The following is a 21,769-nucleotide window of genomic DNA, read 5'->3' on the forward strand; positions in this document are numbered from 1 at the left end:
AAGCATATAATTCAATTAACCATTAATTATCCCCTTCTTCATTACCTGTACTTGGTGATTCCTCCTCACCAGGTAGTTTCATTAACCTTATCTCCCTCTTAGTTTGCTTACTTAACTCATCCTTAAACCTACCTATGAGTGAATCAACCACAGTCATTAGCTTTTTAGAGGCTTCAATATCAGGATACTTTAGTAGGAATGGTATGCCTGCATTATTAGCCTCACTTACGCGTGAATCAAGTGGTATTTCACCCAAGAATGGGACATTGGCCTCCTCAGCTATGCGCTTCCCCTCAGGTTCACCAAACAAGTAATACGTCTTACCTGTATCTGGGCAAGTGAAGCAGCACATATTCTCAATAACACCAATCACAGGTACTTTAACCTTCCTGGAGAAGTCAATAGCCTTCTTAACTATCCTACCTGAAACATCCCCAGGAGCCGACACAATTATACTACCTGTTAACTGGCCACTGAGGGCTTGGGCTATGGTTAATGGTGCATCACCAGTACCTGGAGGTAGGTCAATCATCATTACGTCTAAGTCACCCCAATCAACCTTAGATAGGAAGTCCTCAATAGCCTTAGTTACTAAGGCCCCTCTCCATATTACTGCCGAATTCTCACTTGGGAGGAGGAAGTCAATGGACACAACCTTAATGCCCAATGGCCCAACAGTTGGTATTATTAAATCCCTCTTATCATCATAGTAGAGGGGGCTACCTACAAGCCCCAGTAGCTTAGGTATGGTTGGCCCATAAATATCAGCATCAAGAACCCCAACCTTTAACCCCCTTAGGGCGAAGCCAACAGCCAATGAGGCGGTTATAAGGCTCTTGCCAACTCCACCCTTACCACTCATTACAGCGAACTTAAGCTTAACATTACCTGCACTGAAACTTAACTTAATCTGCTGCTTCTGAGGCTGCTGAACCTTAACGTTAATATTAGACTTATTACTCATTAATGATCAGCTTAACTAACCCCTTATAAATCCTTCCACATTACCAATCAATAAACTGCCGCATCTCAATATGGGGGAATAATCCATGTATTAAGGTATACTTAGAGTTCGAGAGAAAAACTTAAAAAATAATGTAACCAGCATGTTAATGAGGGCCCGTAGCTTAGCCAGGTTAAAGCGCCCGGCTGATAACCTGCGTCAGAGACCGGGAGAACGTGGGTTCAAATCCCACCGGGCCCACTAATCTACCTGTAATCCTTAAGGCAGTAAATAATATATAAAAGCCAAGCCCCCTACCGGTAAATTCAATATTAAGGATTAGTGGAAACTAAGTCCCCTAAACCATAATCACCATGAAGCCATTAAAGATACTTCCTCTCTCCAATCATTGGCATTCCAACCCCTTACTCTTATCCTCTGAACACTTTAGACCCCAAGGAGATTAATGTTGGTCACTAATGAGGCTTATATCTAGTGTGCATAAACCCTTGGTTATTTATTGCTATAATTTAATAAACATAAAAGCAATCAGCGTTAATGATATCACTTAATTTCTCTCGCATCTGATTACTACCTGAGGTTGATGCCGAGAAGATAAATAAATCCCAGTGGATTTAAGCTCATGAGTCTCAGAAAAATGAAAATAGGTGTCCTGGGAACGGGAGAAGTAGGGCGTGCTATAGGCACTAAGCTGATCCAAGTGGGAAATGAAGTCATGCTGGGATCCCGCACTAGAGATAATCCTGCGGCAGTGGAATGGTCCCGGATTAATGGAGAAAGAGCGTACCATGGAACATTTGCAGAAGCTGCAGCCTTCGGGGATGTAATCTTTAACTGTACCAATGGCCTCTTCTCCCTAGATGCATTACGGTCAGCTGGTGAGGAGAATCTGAGTGGTAAGATATTGATTGATGTGGCTAACGCACTGGAATTCTCCGATGATCAACCTATACTTACTTCATGCAGGGAATCCCTAGCAGAGAGAATACAGCAGGCTTTCCCAGAGGCCAAGGTGGTGAAGACTCTGAACTTCGTGGGTTATGAGGTTATGGTAAATCCATCGCTTCTCAAGGAAGGGGAACGACAAATGTTGATTGCAGGTAATGATGTAGAAGCAAAGAGGCTAGTGGAGAGAATGCTGAAAGAGTGGTTTGGTTGGGAGGAGGTTATGGATCTGGGGGATATTAAGGCAGCCAAGGCATTAGAGATGCTTGTACCACTGTGGTTTAGGGTATTCGAGACAATGGGGACTACAATCTTCGGATTCAAGGTAGTCCCCCCACATGGAGTAAAGGACTATAAGCGCAAAACAAACTAACACGAAAAAGAATACAGCTCTTTAGGAGTGTGATGATGAGTGGAAATACCTAAGGAGTATTGAATAAATCCAGTGGAGGGGGCTAAAATAATGAATTCATTGATGCCATGTTTTGGATTAAAATTGAATGACTATATTTAAAGACAGGAGTTAAAGCCTTGACAACTATGTTAAAAGATCTCCACGGGCTTCTTCAGTATCATTGAGTAAACCTCAAAGTCATGACCGCCTCCTCCTTATCTTGAAGGGTGAGAGTTCCCTAGGGGTATTGTGGATTATTTCCCTTTTTATAGAGGCTATTACGTTGCTATAATCGATATTGTGGAGGTAAATTGACCTCAATTCATCATCTCCCTAAAGTTAACTACTATAATACACTCAACTTCAAGGAATTAACATTTACCTTATCATGAACCCAAATCCCGCTGGGCTCATCAAGTTTAATCCTTTAATGATACTAATCCTACATAGGGCATACTTTATGGAGGGCATTATTAATTATTCTAATGAAGTACATGAAGAATGCTAAGCCCCTAATACCCTTCTAACAGCTTCCCTATGTAGTGGTGTTTGCCAAGTATTATCCTTACCCACACCTATCTCAAGATCCTTCTCAGGTGGTGGGGTGTCTATCCATAAGTTAAGTGATCTTTCAGGTATTGTATCAATTATTAGATTGAGTTCAACTAATTTATCCATTAATGGTATCCTTTCCCTCACTAGTAGCGTATCAGGATCCTCTACAGCATCCTTAAGCCACCTCCTCTCCTCAGGTGATAGGGATGATGCAAGGGCTTTAAGTCTCTTATCATCAATAATTCTCCTTAATATAGCCTCAACATTCCACTCTACTTCATATAGTTGGCCCAGTAGTTTTGGATTACCCCCAGTTAGCCTCCAAGCCTCCTCGAAGTCAGGCTTCTCACCTGGTATTTGCTCATACAATTGCATGAATCCCCCCTTAGGCATATTCCACATGGCATCTAAATAAGCCCACCTATGCCTACCAATCTCACGCCTAGACAAATCCTCACTGGTGGCAACGACTGTAATGATAATATCGTAATCAGCAGGTGGATACTCTATTAACCCAAGCAGCCCCTTAACATACATTGCCGCCTTATCAATACCCACCACCTTAAATGCATCATCAATCATCACAGCCACTTTCCTCTTCCTTCGCCTCAACGCCTCCTTAGCGAATTCCAGAGCCAATGTTGCAAGCCTCACTTGAGCGGTACCAAAGGCCTCGACTGTGGCTTCGGTTAATTGCTTAATAAGATCCTTCATATCCGTGTACGCTATGAATTGCTGATGAAGGGGATTAATGTAAGTTACCTCAAACCCCAATTCCCTCAGAAGTTCTGTAGATTGCCTAAGCCAAGTAGATTTCCCACAACCCTCAGGCCCATAAACAACATGAACAACACTCATACCATGAGTAGCCCAATCCTCCACACGCTTAATAGCCAACTCCCTATCAGTGAACTCTACATTAAGGCCAGAAGCTAATGGAAATCTAAGTCTCTTCACACTATAATTACCGTGAGGTTATTAAAACACTTTCCCTGGATCGTTGAATACCGAATACTTAAGTGCATTAACATTATATGGTATTTAAACATTATAATTAGTTTCCCTTAATATTAAATAGATCTATACATTACTATAATATTCAGAGCCAGGTTAATAATCTCATACCATGAAATATTTATCCTTATTAAAGTTAGCAGATGATCTTATATTATAGTAATGTTCATTATTATGGTTCAATTTCTCCATTATTAGTTTTCTAGGGGCTTGGTTTCGCCTTTAATGTTTTAAAGTTCTTATGCATTTACCCCCTTATGCCTGTTGAGTTTGTTAGGTTTGTTATTGATCATGGTGATTGGGCTGTGTTCACTGGGGGTAGTGGTGTTGTGGTTGATGTTGCTTCATCAGTGCCCTTGATTAATGGTGTTAAGAGGAGTATGCTCATTATTAATGCACCAAGCATTAGTGATGTTAAGCAGTTGATTAGTAGGGTTAGGGGTTTTAGGGGTGTTAAGCTTATTGATGTATTAGGCAGGTATTCTGTTAGGGGTAAGGCTATTGCCCTAGTTAGTACTGTGAGGGATTTTAGGGGTGGCGTCCTCGATGTTCTACTGAGTAATGGAGTCTACTATTACCGCGAATTCATAGCCAATGGCCTAGAGTATTGGAGTATTGTGGCTAGTAGGGCTGGTGTGGTTTTGGAGGAGTTGGGGGGTAGGGGTAGTGTTAAGGTTCTTAATAGGGTTAATGTTGGTGAGTTGGCTGAGTTAATGGGTTACTTAACGTTAACTAGGAGTGAGCTTAGGATTCTTAAGGAAGCCTACGAGCTCGGCTACTTTAACTGGCCTAGGGAGTGTAGTATTAATGACCTAGCCAACACCCTTAAAGTCAGTAAGGCGACTTTAATCCAGGAGTTGAGGAGTGCATTAAGGAGGCTAATAGCCAGTGAATTACTTAAGGTTAAGTTCACTTAATTCTCAATACCTGTTAGGCTTTACGCTTAAATAATGCCTATGCCTCAGCCTTATTGGTGGTTTGTGTGGTTTGCCCACAATGCATCCTTAGGTTGAGGAAGTTTACTGGTGTGGTCCTTGACCCACCAAGCTTTGAGCCAGGCTCATGGAGGGGTGCTGGGGATTTGCTTATTGATCCTATTAATCATGAGTATTGGTTGACTAGTAGGCCTAGGGTTGCTGGGCCTAGGGGTACTGGTGTTGAGGTTTGGTATTCTAGTAATGGTGATCAGTATAGCCTAGTGGCCTTCATACCTAAGGAGGAGGTTTCAAATTGGGCTGGGGTTAATGTATTGAGTATTGAGAATAATCAGCTTATTCAAGACCCATTAACTGGATTATACTACCTATACATGTCCCTTGACGTTGGTGATGGTTGGGAGACTTTTATGGCTAAGGCTGATGACCCAAGGGGCCCGTGGACTCCAGTGGGTTTTGTTATTAGGCGTGATAAGCCTTATGATGGTGGTGAGGCTAGGGATTGCACAATAAATGTTATTGATGGTAGGTTTATTGCATTATGTAAGGCTAGGGCGGTGAATGATAATAAGGTTTACACTGAGTTACTGGTTAGTAGGAATGGTGTTAATTGGGTTAAGTTAGGCTTACCGACGGTTAATGGTGAGGCTCAAAGGCCTCAGCCTGATGCATTCCTACTTAACGGCGATATTGTGCCTTCAGCATATGGGCCAATGTTCATTGGCACTGTCACTACATTCGCCAGGAATGCGCATGTAACTAAGTACTTTGGTGCATATGTAGTGGACTTGAAGTCCAATAACCTAGAGGAGGTGTTTGTGGCTGAGTGGAAGCCAAGCTCAATGTACGAGCATCCAGAATACCCAATACACACATACTGCAGCGTAGTCAAGGACCCATACACTAATGAGTGGAGGATACTAGTAGAGGCAATAGACCCCAAATACACGAAGGACATTGGAGTAAACACAGAAGTAGATAGGGTACTACAGTATAAGGCAAAAACGCCAGAATAACTTTTTAACTTAAACAATCAATCTATTAACCATTTATTAAAGTTAACCAATGTGGCTGATCCAATAGGAATAATTCATGGTGTTGATGGAGTTAGGAGGATTAGGTTCAGGGTCTTTGATGGAGCCTCGGTGTGGATTGGGCAATACGTCATTACTAGTGAGGGTTACTTATGTAGGATTTCTAGGATTGAGAGGAGGAATTATCTGACTGATGATAGGATATTAGCTGAGATGAGTAGTTTCGAGAGAGTTGAGAGGCTTAAGAAGTATGGCTTCAACCTGGAGTTTACATCCACTATAACGCTTGCTGAAGCCTTAATAATTGGTGTTGTTGAGGGTTCAGGGATAAGGCAACCAATGGCTCCACCTCACCTATACACTTACGTGAATGAAGTCCCCGGTGAGTTAATAAGTAATTTAACCGTAATTAATGGTGCACCTATAACAATAGGTAAGGTTAAGGGTAGTGATACGCCTGCCAAGTTGGATGCTGAGAAATTAACCACACACCACTGTGCAATATTAGCATCCACAGGTTCAGGCAAGTCATGGTTAGCTGGTGTAATAGCTGAGGAATTAACCTTAACCATTAAGATGCCTGTAGTTATAATTGATCCCCATGGTGAATACTCAAGTATGCAGTATCCGGCTGTTGATGACCCTTTAGCCAATGAGGTTGCTGGCATGGTTAACGTATACGTGCCAGGTAGGGTTGATACCAGTGAGATAGATAAGTATTACGCAGCTAAGTTTGGGGAACCCAGAAGATACACTAGGATTGGCGTTAACCCAAGGAATATGCCCTTAGGTGTCCTCATTAAACTCCTTACGCATTACTATGGTTTAACAGATACTCAAAGGAGGTTACTGGAGGAGGGGTGGCCTTATGATCCATCCATAGATGCGCCACTAACAACCATAGATGAATTAATTGGTGAGGTTATTGAGAGGAGCCGTGGCTCAGCCCCGAAGGGTTATGCTGGTGAATCATCAATATCATCACTAATTTCAAAGTTAAGGTCATTTCTTGAGAATAGGCCATTCTTCATAACCATGTATGGTGAGCATTATGGTGATGAGCCAATAAGGCTACTTGATGTTGAGAATATGCTTAGTAAACCTGGCATAAACGTAATAGACTTATCCACGCTTGACTTAATGGATCAACAAGCCCTAGTGGCATTAATGCTTGATTCTATGTTTAACTTAGCTAAGAGGAGGCGCATAATGCCAACCTTTGTGGTAGTTGAGGAGGCGCATAACTTCTCACCATCAAAGGCATTATCCATTAGTAAGTCATCAATACTTAGGATTGCCAGGGAAGGGAGGAAGTTTGGGTTAGGCTTATGCATAGTGTCTCAAAGGCCTTCGAGGATTGACCCGGATGTGCTTAGCCAATGCATGACTCAAGTCTTCAAGAGGATAATAAATCCACTTGACTTAAAGTACGTTGCCTCCGTTGCCGAGAATATTTCAAGTGATGAATTAACCACTCTTAAGTCACTTAACCCTGATGAAGCATACGTCACTGGTATGGCTACACCAATACCTCTCCTAGTTAAGGTTAAGGGGAGGCTAACTCACCACGGTGGCGTAACAAGGTGGGTGACTACAATTAATACTTAATCATTAATGCGCTCAACCATGGCTTGAACCCTCTCATACATTAACCTAAAACCACTACCCCTGGGCTTACTCTTGCTCATTAATGTTACCCACGCATTAATCAATGCCCTATACTCGAAGCTTGAGTATAGGGAATCAGGGTAATTCTCAAGGAGGGGGAATTTAGTTTCCCTTAGGAATAGGTAAAGCTCCTCAAGCTCATCCTCCTTAATAACCCTCCTACCGAAATTAACCCTCCGCCCAGTTACATGCCTCTCACCCCCACCTGGTAATATTACCTTCCCGTAGGCTGCCTTAATCCTCCATGTTGAGGAGTCTGTAGAGTAAACACCCAGTAACTCAAGTGTTGGTGTTATTGATGGGCTACCTAACCCAAGTACATGAACCTTACCGCTAAATTCCTTCACTACTTTAGCTATGAAGAGTAATGCCCTCCATCTACTATTCTTAGGCGTATTCCTAGTTACTAATACGTAAGGCACCAGCCCCCCTATTGCAATCTCCTTAGGGTTATGGTCAATGATTGTTCTTAAAGCATTCAGGACTATCCCCTCATCCCTATAATAGTGAACCACAGGCATTACTTCAATACCCTCCTTCTCCAGGACTTTACTTAACTCATGATATACCTTAATGGTTTTATGAAACTTCCTAGATGCAGTATTAGCGTCATCACTTGGTAATGGCGGGTAATCGAGAGCTAAGTAAGTTGAGGCATCCCAAAAGCGTGAATACACCTTAGCCACATCATTAATACCTATCTCAATGCCTCTACTTAAGAATTGGTAACCCCCTGAATCAACCCATATTTCCCCACTATGCTGAAGCAGCGAGTGTAATGGTGCATCGGTGGGAGGCTTAACCTTAAGTAACTCAAAGGCACTTACTATGACTGGTACATTAATAACGTTAATGAAGCTGATCCAAGGCCTTGGTGTAGCCCTCGGTGGTGTTCCAAGTAGAACCTTCACTAGAAGTACTCAGGCCTGAACCTTAAAGTTTCACCCATATATAAGCTAGTTAGGTAAGCTGACCTCTTCCCCGTCTTTTGGGTGGAGGGCTTGGAGTTACACCTTGATGGGGACTACTGAATAGGGTGTGATTACTAACTTTAAAATGATACTCCCAAGCTGGCTTAGAAGTTTGCCTTTCATTTATCACGTAATCTAAGGCATAGTTGATTAGCTGTATTGACATCATGAGGTGTATCAATATCCATGACCAGTGGTGAGTCATAGTTTACATCAACCCATTCACCCATGGATTCATTAAAGAGCGTGACCCCTACGTAACCACGCCTACCAGTCATATTCACTACTGGCTTACTTAATTCAATACCCTTATTAATGAAGTCCAATATTATATCTGGAGTTATTAATGGAGTATCAACAGGCATTACTAGCAGTGGCCTCAACCTAATTAACTTAAGCGCGAAGGAAAGGTCAGTAACATAATCAACACCACTACTAATGTATACATCACTATGAACCTCCTTAAGTATTCTCAATGTATCATAGTTACGTATTGATACAGCTACTATTATCTTCTCAATACCGGCATTGATTAAGTTATCCAGCACCCACTTAATCATTGGTTTACCACATATGTTTAATGAACCCTTATCAACATTACCCAATCTACTCCCCCTACCCCCAGACATAATTAATGCAGTAACCTGCATTCATTCACTTCACTGTAGAAGGCTTAAAGTATATGCATAAACTTAAGCCTCGGCATGCGGATTTAGGAGGATAGAGCAATACCATTATTATGCTGGACATTAAAGAAAACCACCATAAATGGTGAGGCTTCCTTATTCTTTTGGTGGAAACCCTAGGAGCAAGGCTAGTATAATGCCTCTATGAGTAGGTAAACACCAAGAATCACCATTGCAGCTCCAGCGGCCTTCTCAATCAATGATCCTACTGAGGCTACCTTACTAATATTCCTCCTACCTAGGTTAGCTAAGGCTAATACTATTGATGCCATTGTTACGAAGCCCAGTGAAAAGGCTGTCGTAGTTAAGATACCCATTACTATATTGTGGGTTAACTGTGAGGCTAGTATTGAGCCTAAGGCTACGCCTGCAAAGATTGGACCAATGCAGGGTAACCATAGTCCCGTCAATATTAAGCCCATTGATAAATCAGCTAAAAACCCACCAGGCTTCACTCTACCTCCCATATTTTGAACCCTAGATGTGAGGGTTATGAAGCCCCTGTATAGGGGTGGTATGAGGAATATTAGCCCCATTAGGATTAATATTATTGAGGAGGCCATGTATAGTGCTGACCTAGTTATGCCACTAAGCCCAATTAAACTAAGCAATGAACCTAAGGTTATGTAGAATATTAGGAAGCCTCCGAATAGGGCTATTGGGTTTATCTTCCTGTTAAGGGCCATTAATGCAATGGATACTAAGGCTGGTAACGCACAGGGCATTATTGCCGAACCAAGGCCAGCCGCGTAGGATAAGGCTAGTGCAGATATGCTGGTGAATGATGCTGTATTCTGCTCCTGTAATGAAGATTCCATTACATTAGTGTGAACTAGTGATAAAATATCCATGAATATCTGAGGTGGGTAGGCGCCAAGTATTATCTCTTTAATGACTAATGCACCATCATCATCGTAAGCTACTAATAACGTTGGGGTTGCTTGAACAGAGAATGGTACTACTTGAGTAGTATTAGCCCTATACACCCTTACGCTCACCTCGTTACTGATAGGTTCAACTAGATAAACGGTTCCATTAACCATAACGTTAATGCTAGTTAATGGAATTGCTGATTGATAATCTAAGTCAACGTAAGCTGTCACATAATGGTTCTGAACATAGTTAGCAATCGTGTAGTTACTTAGCACGTAGGATTTAAGGTAATTGCAGGCGGGGCATTGTGAATCAGCGTATATTATGAGGAGGTACTTACCATTACTATTCATGAGGAGGGCTTGGAAGGAGCTGGGGTCTGTTATTAAATATGCGTTCACTAATCCGAACTTAGTTATTGTTAATGCATAAGTCAATAATGTAACCCCTGCAAGCATAGTAAGAAGCACAATTACTACTATGCATCTCTTCACAAACCATTAAGCAGAATAGGTTATTTAAAAGCTTTTCCCAGAGGACCGGTGGTGGGCATGATTATTGATGTGATTTGGGCCAGGGGGCATGGTAACGTGAGGGCGACTCATAGGAACACTATTGAGGTTACTAAGGATAATTATATTACTGAGAGGGGCGACTGCATAATAGCCTGCTGCGCCGATAAGGCTGCCTCAGACTTGGATAATAGCTTTAAGAAACTGGTAACTAGTGGTTATTCATTGGTTTTAATGATTATTGTGGCTGGTTCAAGCATGGACATTGTAGTTGGGTTAGGATTAAGTGGGTTAAGGCTTACTGATGAGAGGAGGATTATAGTTAGGAGGAGTGGGCACATGGACGACGCCACCATTATGCTTCTTGCTAATAAGGCGGCTAAGGACTTAGATAGGGATCTTATTAATAAAGCCAGGGATAGTGAACCAATTGAGGTGATTTTAATTGGTTCAGAACTTAAGCAGGATGAATAGGGTTAAGGCACTGCTTTATAGGAAGCTTGTTCATTTACTATTATCCATTTTATTAATAATACCATTAGTGGTGGGGCTTGAGGAACCATACGTTGAGATATACTACACAATACTGTTGATAGGGTCATCATTCCTATACATATATCAGGTTAAGAGGCCTTTAATATCAGTGGTTATTAGAAGTACCCTTGAGGATGCTAGGAATAACGTTAGGTTAAATATACTGAGGGTTGCTGAGATGTTAAACATGACTGCTGTTAAGGAATTACTAGCATCGATGGATAAGCTTGAGGACACCTTCAGTGAATTTATCAAGAGTGTTGAGAGGGATTATGAGAGGAAGTGGGGGTACTTGGGGGTTTTAATGGGTATGGTTGGTGTTTACGCATCCTACGTAATAGTTAATACATATGCGTACTACGGAGTGTTAGCGTTAATGTTCTATGATACGTTCAGCGCATTATTTGGCTCCCTCATTGGTAGAATTAGGATGCCTTACAGTAACACAACCATTGAGGGTATTGTAATGGGGGCCTTGGTATTCTCACTGGTGGTGGGTATATTGGTGGGGCTTAATTACTTAACCTGGCTCTACCTAGTGGGCATAGTTCTTGGTGTTGTTGAATCCTATAGTGGTGAAGATAATTTAGCCATCCCAGTGGCAGCATCAGTATTAGCCTACCTCTTGAGGTTTCCTAGAATTTAGGTTGATTCCTGATGCTGATTAACATTATGTTAAGCACTAGAATAACTTACCATTGATCATTCTCCTAACAGTCCTCCAACTTCTCCTAACTATTGGGGGTAGAGAACCACCATTAACCCACCTCCTTAAGGCATCTATAGTCCTTGGATCACTTGGGTAACCGCTCCCAAAGTCCCCGTAGGTTTCCTTAAGCCTACTTATTATAGTATCCCTAATTACCTTAGCCACTATGCTGGCTGCTGACACTAATGGTATTGATTCATCAGCGTGATTAAGGACTATTAACTCAACATCCTTAGCATTAATGAATCCCCTAAACCTACTTGGGTCAGGGTCAGGTGAATCCACGTAAACCCTAGTGGCTCCACTACACGCTTTAATAAGCTCACTCATCTTAATGGCCTCAAGTTCATTCAATAATCCTCTATTAACGTACTCATCTATTTCACCGGGTTCAATAACAATATGTTTAACGCACGGTGCTTTACTTACTATTAGCTTATATAATCTACTTCTTCCACTTGGGGTTAATTGCTTAGAGTCCTTAACCCCTATGCCTTCAGCCTCTGAGTTACTCCAACCTACTATTGCTATTACCATTGGCCCTATTACTGGGCCTCGTCCAGCCTCATCTATCCCTGCCTCAAGTCTACTTGCCGTCTTCATTAAGCTTAGCCCTAATCCCACTTATTATTGTTAATGCTTCATCAAACTTACCCTCCTCCGCCAATTCCTTTAAGTACATGAGGAGGGGTAGCATAACCTTCTTGGCTGTGGATTTTACGGCTAATGCTGCACCATTCTCCTCACTTCTTATTAAACCAGCCTTAACAGCCCTCTTAACCTCACCCTCCCCAACACTTAACCCCCATTTAGTTAATTCACCCATCATACCTTCTATAACCCTCCTTGCGAATAACCTCCTGTACTCAATGAGCCTAAGTTCAATTAACCTACTTGCCTCATCTAAAGCCTTCTTCTTACCCTCCCTAATTTCATTTTCCAGGTTCTTTAATTCATCTATTGAAACCACGCCAGGGATTTCTGGATCAACATTCCTAGGTACCCCAACATCAATTATGATTGGTTTACTGCTTAATTCCTCCACATCTCTCCTATGTAGTAGGGGATTCATTGCGGATGTGGCAAAGATCACTACATCACTATCTCTTATAATGCTTCTCAGTGAATCAATAGAAGCGTACCTTAATCTGTACCTTAACGCCACAGCCTTAGCTTTATCAAGGGTCCTATTAACCACCGTTATGTTTCTGAACCCTTTTTCAGCAAGTCTCCTAACTATGTCTGACCCAATGGAACCCGCCCCAACAACAGTGATCCTTGAGTTAAGCCCCCTAACCCTATGCACATACTCAGCCACCAGTGAACCTATGCTCGCTAACCCTATTGAGATTTCCGGGAACCTACTCCTGATCTCCTTTCCAGTCCTAATAGCCCTCTCAATAGTGAAACCCAGTAAGCCACCTAATGCTCCCCTCCTCCTAGCATCATTGAATGCATCCTCAACCTGACCCAGTATCTCAGACTCCCCCACTGCAGCTGATTCAAGGCCAGCGGCAACCCTGAATATGTGGCGTACAGCATCAATTCCCGTTAACTTATCCACATAGTTAATAGTGCCCTTAACCCTATACACATCCTCTACGGCTGAATCATCATCACCATATATGTAAACCTCAACCCTATTGCATGTCTGAAGTAGGAATACTTCATTGTAATAATTCATTAATTTACCGTAGATTTCATCACTGTTTAGGTATGTTTCAGATAACGTGATTGTGCTAACCCTCTTATGGTTAAGTGTTAAAGCCCTTATCTTATTCAAGTAATCGTCAATACCCATGATTCTTAATCACCTCATTAACGTACTTAACCACATTACCCATATCCCCTTTCCTGGCTAGTTCAATGAAGTTCTCATCATACTTAAGCTCAAAGTATATGCTCATTCTAATATGTGGGTCATTAACCCTCTTCTTTATTAACTCCTTAGCCTCATACCAAGCGTTTATTAATGGGTGAAGGTCACTTTTAGCTAACTCAGCCTGAAGGTAATCCCTAACTATTGATGCTGCAACACCACTCTTACCCTCCGTCGTCACTGCGAATCTTACCCCATTAACCTCACCCTCGAAGGGAACTACGACTTCTGTTTCATTGGCATTAGTTGTATCATTGAAGAGTACACGTTCACCCCTAATCATTTCCCTAAGCCTATTCTTAAGCTCAGTATTAGTTGGTATTGCGTAAACCAATAGGTTAATGACCCTTATTATCCTGCTGTAGTCAAACATTCCTGCATCAGCTATTATTAAATCAATGCTACTTGTTGAATTAGCCTTAATAAGTTCACTTGATGGTTTAAGTGCTATAACAGTTACATAGGCACCTGCCTCAGAGAATTTAAGAGCCCTCCTTGTGCCAACGTAGCCGCCGCCAATAACCAGCACCCTCTTATCATTAAATTCCACAAATAATGGTACCCTAGCCACACGGGCCTATAGTTAATTAACTTATAAAACTCACTTCATTCAAATAGCTTTAGTTTTGAACATGAGTAGTATTAATATAGTTAACCCAATGACCAACACAACAGCCATCACCACCTCACTAATTGTTACCGCACTCCCCCTAATTAAGCTGAATTGAACACTGGGTATTGCTTGAAGTGTGGGGTTACTGATACTCATTGTGTAATTAATCCTCATCACGAAAGGCTCACCTAATAATGTTGTAATATTGTAAACAACGTTTAACCCACCACCAATCCAATTACCTAATACGGCAAAAATAGCGCCGCTTAATCCCACCGGTATTATGGTTGACTTACAGTGATTAATGTTAAGTATTGATAAGTATGGTTCCCAGGTGGCATCATTAACAATACCTCCTCCAAGCAATGCAGTAGTAGCATTAACCCAGTAGACATCAAATATTACTGCACTTGGATTTATGCAGTTAGTAAAATTGAGTAATGTACCATTATCGTAGTAGAGGAGCGAAGTACCCATTGTGTAGGTATTATCCACTCCAGATAAGTACATGACTGGTATGGTTGATGAGGATTGCTTAACAGTCATTATTGGTATTAGAGCCTCATTATTGAATTGAAATAAGCCAAGCGGTAAACCCTTAATTTGAGGCATGTTTACTGTTCTTACCTCATTACCATTAAGTAGGCCTAAAAGCGGAGTTAGGTTACTTGACATTGCTAAAATGAGTAGTGAACCACCCTGCATTGCAGCTGATATGGGCGTTGATGATGACCAAACACCCTTAAATATACCAGTTAAGTTAACTATACTTCCCTTACTTAGGTTTATTAGGAAGGCTGATGCATAACCATTCATTATCCCAAACACGTACACTGTATCATTTAATACGGTTAAGGCATAGGGCTGTAGGCTGACTGGTAAGTACCTTGATAAATTAGTTATGTCTGTTACGTAATTATTTCCAAGCCTAAGCCTAATTAATAATGGGCCACTGCTACTGAAGCCCAATAAATACACTTGATCACCATACTGGTACGTATTAGTTACCAATACACCCTGCCCATTACCGGGTATTGCGTTAACTTTGAACCAACCGGAGCTATTAACAACATAAACCTGTGAATATTGGCTAGTTGATGTGAAATTTACTACAACCGCTAATAGGTAATTACCTCCACTATATAGGTAGATTACTGGTGCCTTCAGTAATCCCAATGTTAATATCGCTAATGCTAAGCCCAGCATTAAACTCGCCTAGTATTACTGAATATTAAACCTTTCTATGTTAATACTATTAAAGGCTTGGGAATAGCATACCTTAATTAAGCACCAATAGCCACTAGCGCTAAACCAATGAAGATTAAGGTTAGGCCGATTACAAATAAGTATAGGGCTTCAGGTAATGTCCCAATCTGAACCTCCCATATGAGGCCCTTACCATAATACTGACACACGCCGTAATTAAGTATGGATACTTGGCTGCTACTAATAATGGATGGGGATGATTGACCCCCATTAAGTATTGGTGGTATATATGAACCATATGTGAATAGTAGGGTTCCATTTAAGGAGTATGCAGTTACCTTCATTGATACGTGATACGCCTTAGTGTAGTTATTAACCATACTCACTATACTTGATTTATTAATCCAATTCACTTCAGTTAAAGTATTTATGAATTCTAAGCATAATGTCGTTGCATTATGCCTACTAGATAATGACAAGTACATGTGGGATAAGTATAGTAACACTCCTGCAGTTACAATAACAGCTACACCTATTATAATCATAATCCTCTTAACACGGGCAGGTAGTTTAGGCATTTTCGAATATTCCCTATTCATGCATTTAAAACTATTATTCTATTAGATGGCAACCGCCACCGCTGACCTCCTCCCCGCCCTAAAGGGCGAGGCTTTCAGTTGTTACTTGTAAGGGGTGGTTTAACGGCTTAAACGCGTTATGTATAGTATGTGTGATACTTGGTCAATAATTAGGCTAAGCCCGGTTTCAACAGCATCAGGTGATCCAGGTAGGCAAACAACTAGCTTATCATTAATAATTCCTGCAGTTGCCCTACTTAACATTGCTGATGCCCCTATTCTCTGATAACTAATGAACCTAAATAATTCCCCAAAGCCTTCAATCTCCTTACTGAATAATGGCTTCACAGACTCAATAGTCACATCACTCTTAGCTAAGCCTGTACCACCTATTAGGATTATGGCATCCACATCATCCCTATGAAGTAATTCACTCAGTGAATTCTTAATCATACCTTCATCATCACTAATCAATAACCTACCCACCACTGAGTGGCCGGAGTTAATTATCTTTGCTGAGGCTAAGTCACCTGACTCATCCTTATACTGTTTACCAGCCTTCATTAACTCATATCTTGATGTGCTTACGGTAATTATGAAGAACTTAACCTTACTTGGCCCCCTCTTCTCATGTTCCACGTGAGGTGAAACTACATTACCCTTACTAATGTTCATAAACCCTAATTCTCTTGATTCTATATTTAAGCATTGCCGGCTCCTTTAAGAATGTAGGGTTACTCTTGATTTTACATAATGCATCTTGAACATAAGCATCAGCGCTATGGACCATCATCAATTAGGTCCTCAGCTAGGTAAGGCCCACCAATAGGCCTTATCCGTTGCTCATCACTAACTTAACTACGCTTAATACTACTTAAATATTTACCCCCAGTGAACCTAATACTCCTCCTAATCCTAGTAATGCTTAGTAGTGTGGAGTACTCGGTTTCATTATAAATGCTTAACTTCATTACGCTCCTTATGGCGTTTGCTTTACTTAGCTTTAATGCCGCATTAAACTTCACACTCCCAATGTTTCTTCTAATATAGGAATCGGCGAATAAGGCAACCATATGGTCAAGTTGATTCATTAAGCCACTTAACCATACCTTATCGCTAGCGTTAATAGAACCATCATAGAACCTAGCCATTCTTATTAAGTAGCGTTCATATAGCCTTCTATATGCTATGGAATTTGGATTAAGGGTTAATGCTGCCGTTAATTCCCTCTTTAAATCCTCATCTAGAATACTTTGCCTAATAATACTCCTAACAGTATTCATGGCAGTTGATGGATCAAGAATCATAAGCATTTCCTTAATTAATGTTACGGGATGGAGTCCTAGGCTCGTGGAGATTAGGGCTAAGTCCACGTTACCTTTACTAAATGCGTATTCCATTATAATGCCCACTAATGTGCTTCTACGCCTAATGTTAATTACGCCTGCGCTTAAATTCCTTAGATGGTTCATGTATACTGAGTGTATGTTTGTTGAATCTCTTAGTAGGTAAACGGCTAGGTTACTTATATTCTTAGCTTTAATTAAACCCCTTAATGGTGTTGATCCATTTAAGTTACTGTACTTAAATCTTATATTCCCCGCATTTAACCTTACGTATTGCTTAATTAAATTTTCCTGGACAGCTAATATTTTCCTAACATTACCCATGATTATTCTATAAGTTTCTGCTGATACTTTCAACTTCTGCAATTCCTCAACCACATTTTTAACATGATTAATAATCCATGGTGATGTTAATTCCCTATACAGGCCCATTAATTCCATTAATTTACCCTTATCTACACTTAGGATACCGGACTTAACTAATGCCACTATTGCCTTAGCATCAGGATTCATAGCTAGTGATAGTAATGTGAATGCCGTTAATTTATCACTCTTATTAATCCTAAGCCCCCTACTCAATTTTACTTCATTATTAGACTCCAATAACCTGGGTATGATATCCTTGGAGTGGCCATGGGTTAAGTAGGTTAATGCCATGAGAGCACCCCTTCCACTAGCAGTAAGCCTCAGCCTACTCCTATACTCCATAATACTCCTGAAGAACCAGTACCTAATCCTCCTCTGAGCCTCCCGATTACTTAATAATCCCCTCTCATAAAGTTTGAAGATAAGCACCTCGTTTTTAATAAGCCTCTCCATCAAGAATTCCCTTGACTCCATCCATTGGTTCCACCTACCTCCAAGCAGTATATTGCCTGCTAATTCAGGTGGGCCAAGGGGTCTGGCTAATAGGTGCCTAATCTTGATACTACTTATTAATCCTGGCCTATGCCTACTGCCTGATGCTTCTCTTAATAGGCTTGATAAGTATGGATTATTCCTTGACTTAAGATAAATACCGAATAAGCCATGATTACTTAAGTGGTTTAAGTAGTTTTGCCTAATATAAGGGGCTAGTAATCTACGCATTCCCTGCCTATTAGCTGAGTAATGGTAATTCCCCTTAATAATACTGCTTAGGTCTGTAGCCCTACCCTTACCTTGCTTAATCCTGATTAGGCTAAGTATTAGTGATCTGGGGGATTGGTTACTTATTAGGAATACGAGATTCCTTAATTCACTGGTTAGTCTCATTATTGGTGTATTTAAGGGGGTTAATTCACCTGTAAGCACCAGTAATGCTTCAAGTAACCCCACCACCGATAATGGGTACATTAACCATGCCAATGCACTTGGAATCACCATGAATTTATCAAGTAATGATCCATGAAAGTTATTATTCATGCTTTTAAAGTATGCGTATAGGTTGCTAGTGTAAGCTATTAGGTTACCCTCATAACCCCATGTGCTTAATCTAGAACCCACAATGGTAATACTACCTCCTGCTGTCCCATTACCCCTACAAGTTATATTAACTAAGTACTGCCTTAAATCCGCTGGGGGATTAGGGCTTATTGGGTTAAATAGGCTTTCATTCCTTAACCAAACCATACCGTATATTAACGATGAATTATAGTAGTTTAACGCGTATTCCTCAAATTCATCGAACCGTGAGATTAATTCCCTATTAATAACATCACCATTAATGCCTAATACCTCTTCACTGCAATTACCTACCTTATCTAAGTGAACACTAACCTTACTTGCATACGCCCAGAGTACTATCGTTGAATTATTAATGATTGTCTGATTAAAATGCAACGTTAAGGCATAATTATTACTTGTGGCTAACCAGGTTGAAGGTTTCCTTACCCAACTCCAAAGTGCGCTTACCTTATTATTAATAATTAATTCATTAACTATTGGATTCACATTAATGTAAGTAACCGGGATTACTGATTCATATTCAGTGCCTACTGTAATAATTGCTGGGACCTTAATCCAGGCTATGTATGTGGAATTCAATGTTACTAAGCATCCTGATTGATTCCCATGATTCCCAGCAATCATTATTGATTCACCATACGATATAAACCCTGCGCCACATAAGCTTCCAGTGATTAAGGCGTATTGTGAATTAAGTACATATATATGAATACCATTACTGTAATTCAATAAGTTAAGTGTCCTATTAACTAGCATGAGTAGGTTAATTAAGTTCGCGTTACTGTACCCTAATTGGGATGAAGCGTATACTGGAATCATCATTAGAGATAAGCCAACTGCAATTAATGGTACTATTAATGGCCTAATGCCCCTAATAATCACTAATGGTGCAAGTAATGTAATTACTGGTTCAAATGCCTTGGCAATGATCCATATTACATGAATCATGTGGTAAATTATATACATTAATTGAGAGTAGGAGAAGACTATATACAGTACCTCTGAGGCTAGGTCTATTAGTCTCCCAAAAACTAGATTTAACCCAATATTACTTAAGATGTATCCTAATTCAACATTGTATATGAATAAACCTAAAATGTTCAATACCATTAATATAATGCTCTTAGTAATCATTACCTTAGCTGTTGAATTCATTATCAAGCCCCAATACTCCTCTAACCTCACTATTGTGTTTAAATTACTGCTATTGAATAAGTTAATTATTGTAAGGGATAATAATACTATGCCTATGAGTAAAATTATGTCATTTAAAATATGCTGGTAATCATTCCTCCATACTCTATAAACCGTAATTAGTAATGATTCAATGATCATAATTAGTAGAATTTCACTAATCATGGTGCTATACTTTTCCAGATCTCAATAAATGGACTGAAAAACACCCTGTAGAGTAGTTCACTGGCGAAGCTCACTGGATTAACGATACTTGATCCACTCACGTAATTGGCTATTAAGGCAAGTGAGTAGATTGTCACGTATAAGCCTATTATTGTTACTATGAACCATTTAAAGTTACTGAATAAATCCCATAATGCCGCTGCCCTGGCCCATCCTGTTGGACCCAGTTTACTCTCAATTGCCTTAATTAGTACACTTATTACCATTAGCCATAGTGCTAATCCCCCAATAATGCTTAGGACCTTGAATACATCATTCATTATAGGTATCACTAACTCGTTTTCAATTTCATTAACTATATCGTAAATTAAAGCAATCATTAAGTAGTAGTTATTTTGTATAACTTAGCCCTAAACTATGTAGGGTAATGCTGCTAAGTAACATACCCTATATTAAATAAATGTTATAAGCGTGTAGGTGTGTAGTAGCTATGGAGGATAATAATCCTTCACAAGTAATACTATACATGTATGCCCCATCACTATTCCTTGATTTATACATAGGTTCAAGTTTATTAGCTAATCATTACATTACTTGCTCAATACCATTAACATCACTAGTTAATGATGCACATTTCAGGAGAATACTCATTAGTAATCTATCCAGTAATGTAAAGGGTGAGGAGGTAAGTAAGATCATTGGGAATTTAAGATACGTCTCATTAATATCAGTAATTAACCCAACTTACTTAGTTAAGAAGGCTGAAGGAATGGTTAATTTAATTAAGAACTATGAGTATAGATATAAGGATGATGTTGCAGAATGGTATAGCAAGGTCACTAACCACAGTAGCCTACCGTATAGTAAAATGATTTATACGTTAAAGCATACTGTAAAGATCACTAGGGGAATGGTTAGGCATTACTTATATAAGAAGGCGCAGGGCTTAATAAGGAGAAGCATTATTAACTCATTAATGCTTTACATGTCAGTATTACCCAATACGCTTGTTGAATATTTGAACGTAACCAGTAAGAGCGATGCAATGGCTGTAATCTTCATTACTTCCCTCATTAATAAATATAAGGTAAATTACCCCATACGCCTCATATTTGAGGTATCAAGGAGGGTGCTGGCTATGAATCCTCAGCTATTGAAGAGTACGCTAAGTGAAATAATCACTAGCCTGCCTCCTAGGTCTAATTACTATAATGCATTACTAGCTGAATTAACGAGAATCTATATCTATAATTATGGCTCATTTGATGATATTCAGGTTAATTACTTAACGTTTAATCCAACAATACCTGATGATTTATTAAATGGTTATGGCGCTGAACTTATTAAATCTAGGTTATTAAGCTCCTTACTCTATGAGTATGTATATAGGTTAAGCCTACTATCCATAAATAATGACTTAAATTCACTCCATGAATTATCTAAAATGCTTGGCAATGTTAAGGAGAATTTAATTACGGCAATTTTAAATGAATGGATTAAGTTAAATGATGAATTTATAGATTTTAATTAAGATTTAATAGGAACTTG

Annotated in this window: 20 protein-coding genes and 1 tRNA gene; 8 read left to right on the top strand and 13 right to left on the bottom strand. The window is 40.0% G+C overall.

Going from position 1 to position 21,769, the window contains the following annotated elements; genetic code table 11:
• Positions 1-22: 22 nt before the first annotated feature.
• Entirely contained in the window at positions 23-964 is a 942-nt protein-coding gene (locus tag BP896_RS07900; RefSeq protein ID WP_291767341.1) for an Mrp/NBP35 family ATP-binding protein, read from the bottom strand.
• 152 nt (positions 965-1,116) lie between these two features.
• On the opposite strand from BP896_RS07900, the gene BP896_RS07905 reads away from it, so the two are divergent.
• Positions 1,117-1,204, top strand: a tRNA-Ile gene (locus BP896_RS07905).
• A 397-nt stretch (positions 1,205-1,601) separates the two neighbouring features.
• Positions 1,602-2,282, top strand: a complete 681-nt coding sequence (locus BP896_RS07910; protein WP_291767387.1) for an NADPH-dependent F420 reductase — start codon at positions 1,602-1,604, stop codon at positions 2,280-2,282.
• Positions 2,283-2,807: 525 nt separating this feature from the next.
• Here the strand turns inward: BP896_RS07910 and BP896_RS07915 are convergent.
• Positions 2,808-3,815, bottom strand: coding sequence for an ATP-binding protein (locus BP896_RS07915; protein ID WP_291767342.1), 1,008 nt, complete (start codon positions 3,813-3,815; stop codon positions 2,808-2,810).
• Between the two features lie 314 nt (positions 3,816-4,129).
• Between BP896_RS07915 and BP896_RS07920 the strand changes: the two genes are divergently transcribed.
• From BP896_RS07920 to BP896_RS07930, 3 genes are read left to right on the top strand one after another with little or no spacing between them, the layout of a single operon-like run.
• On the top strand, positions 4,130-4,789 hold the full coding sequence (locus BP896_RS07920; protein ID WP_291767343.1) for a helix-turn-helix domain-containing protein: 660 nt from the start codon (positions 4,130-4,132) through the stop codon (positions 4,787-4,789).
• 56 nt (positions 4,790-4,845) lie between these two features.
• Positions 4,846-5,823 carry a hypothetical protein gene (locus BP896_RS07925; protein ID WP_291767344.1) on the top strand — a complete coding sequence of 326 codons (978 nt, stop codon included), beginning with the start codon at positions 4,846-4,848 and terminating at the stop codon, positions 5,821-5,823.
• Between the two features lie 51 nt (positions 5,824-5,874).
• On the top strand, positions 5,875-7,449 hold the full coding sequence (locus BP896_RS07930) for an ATP-binding protein (RefSeq protein WP_291767346.1): 1,575 nt from the start codon (positions 5,875-5,877) through the stop codon (positions 7,447-7,449).
• On the opposite strand, the gene BP896_RS07935 is transcribed toward BP896_RS07930, so the two are convergent.
• The 3 genes from BP896_RS07935 to BP896_RS07945 form a co-directional block, all read right to left on the bottom strand.
• A complete protein-coding gene (locus tag BP896_RS07935; protein ID WP_291767348.1) occupies positions 7,446-8,420 on the bottom strand; it encodes a tRNA-ribosyltransferase in 975 nt (324 codons plus the stop codon). The genes BP896_RS07930 and BP896_RS07935 overlap by 4 nt on opposite strands.
• A gap of 179 nt (positions 8,421-8,599) precedes the next feature.
• Positions 8,600-9,130 carry an NTP transferase domain-containing protein gene (locus BP896_RS07940; RefSeq protein WP_291767350.1) on the bottom strand — a complete coding sequence of 177 codons (531 nt, stop codon included), beginning with the start codon at positions 9,128-9,130 and terminating at the stop codon, positions 8,600-8,602.
• A 164-nt stretch (positions 9,131-9,294) separates the two neighbouring features.
• Positions 9,295-10,533, bottom strand: a complete 1,239-nt coding sequence (locus tag BP896_RS07945) for a thioredoxin fold domain-containing protein (RefSeq protein ID WP_291767351.1) — start codon at positions 10,531-10,533, stop codon at positions 9,295-9,297.
• 57 nt (positions 10,534-10,590) lie between these two features.
• Between BP896_RS07945 and BP896_RS07950 the strand changes: the two genes are divergently transcribed.
• On the top strand, positions 10,591-11,025 hold the full coding sequence (locus tag BP896_RS07950) for a DUF371 domain-containing protein (protein WP_291767353.1): 435 nt from the start codon (positions 10,591-10,593) through the stop codon (positions 11,023-11,025).
• Positions 10,997-11,731, top strand: coding sequence for a phosphatidate cytidylyltransferase (locus tag BP896_RS07955; protein WP_291767354.1), 735 nt, complete (start codon positions 10,997-10,999; stop codon positions 11,729-11,731). Before BP896_RS07950 ends, BP896_RS07955 begins: the two co-directional genes overlap by 29 nt.
• A gap of 36 nt (positions 11,732-11,767) precedes the next feature.
• On the opposite strand, the gene rnhB is transcribed toward BP896_RS07955, so the two are convergent.
• The 8 genes from rnhB to BP896_RS07995 all read right to left on the bottom strand — a co-directional run bounded on the left by rnhB (position 11,768) and on the right by BP896_RS07995 (position 20,601).
• Positions 11,768-12,397, bottom strand: coding sequence for a ribonuclease HII (gene rnhB, locus BP896_RS07960; RefSeq protein WP_291767356.1), 630 nt, complete (start codon positions 12,395-12,397; stop codon positions 11,768-11,770).
• Positions 12,381-13,595: an NAD(P)-binding domain-containing protein gene (locus tag BP896_RS07965; RefSeq protein WP_291767358.1), complete on the bottom strand. Its 1,215-nt coding sequence runs from the start codon at positions 13,593-13,595 to the stop codon at positions 12,381-12,383. Before BP896_RS07965 ends, rnhB begins: the two co-directional genes overlap by 17 nt.
• Positions 13,585-14,244, bottom strand: coding sequence for a precorrin-2 dehydrogenase/sirohydrochlorin ferrochelatase family protein (locus BP896_RS07970; protein WP_291767360.1), 660 nt, complete (start codon positions 14,242-14,244; stop codon positions 13,585-13,587). The genes BP896_RS07965 and BP896_RS07970 overlap by 11 nt, the downstream gene beginning before the upstream one ends.
• A gap of 39 nt (positions 14,245-14,283) precedes the next feature.
• Positions 14,284-15,492, bottom strand: a complete 1,209-nt coding sequence (locus BP896_RS07975; RefSeq protein ID WP_291767361.1) for a hypothetical protein — start codon at positions 15,490-15,492, stop codon at positions 14,284-14,286.
• A gap of 77 nt (positions 15,493-15,569) precedes the next feature.
• A complete protein-coding gene (locus tag BP896_RS07980; RefSeq protein WP_291767363.1) occupies positions 15,570-16,070 on the bottom strand; it encodes a hypothetical protein in 501 nt (166 codons plus the stop codon).
• A gap of 120 nt (positions 16,071-16,190) precedes the next feature.
• Complete coding sequence (locus BP896_RS07985; RefSeq protein ID WP_291767365.1) at positions 16,191-16,745, bottom strand: MogA/MoaB family molybdenum cofactor biosynthesis protein; 555 nt, start codon at positions 16,743-16,745, stop codon at positions 16,191-16,193.
• A gap of 179 nt (positions 16,746-16,924) precedes the next feature.
• Positions 16,925-20,221 carry a hypothetical protein gene (locus BP896_RS07990; protein WP_291767366.1) on the bottom strand — a complete coding sequence of 1,099 codons (3,297 nt, stop codon included), beginning with the start codon at positions 20,219-20,221 and terminating at the stop codon, positions 16,925-16,927.
• Positions 20,218-20,601: a hypothetical protein gene (locus tag BP896_RS07995; RefSeq protein ID WP_291767368.1), complete on the bottom strand. Its 384-nt coding sequence runs from the start codon at positions 20,599-20,601 to the stop codon at positions 20,218-20,220. The genes BP896_RS07990 and BP896_RS07995 overlap by 4 nt, the downstream gene beginning before the upstream one ends.
• A 110-nt stretch (positions 20,602-20,711) precedes the next feature.
• Here BP896_RS07995 and BP896_RS08000 point away from each other — a divergent pair, with 110 nt between their 5' ends.
• Positions 20,712-21,752, top strand: coding sequence for a hypothetical protein (locus BP896_RS08000; protein ID WP_291767369.1), 1,041 nt, complete (start codon positions 20,712-20,714; stop codon positions 21,750-21,752).
• The last annotated feature ends 17 nt before the right edge of the window (positions 21,753-21,769 follow it).

The sequence above is a fragment of the Caldivirga sp. UBA161 genome, from assembly GCF_002506515.1.
Classification (GTDB): domain Archaea; phylum Thermoproteota; class Thermoprotei; order Thermoproteales; family Thermocladiaceae; genus Caldivirga.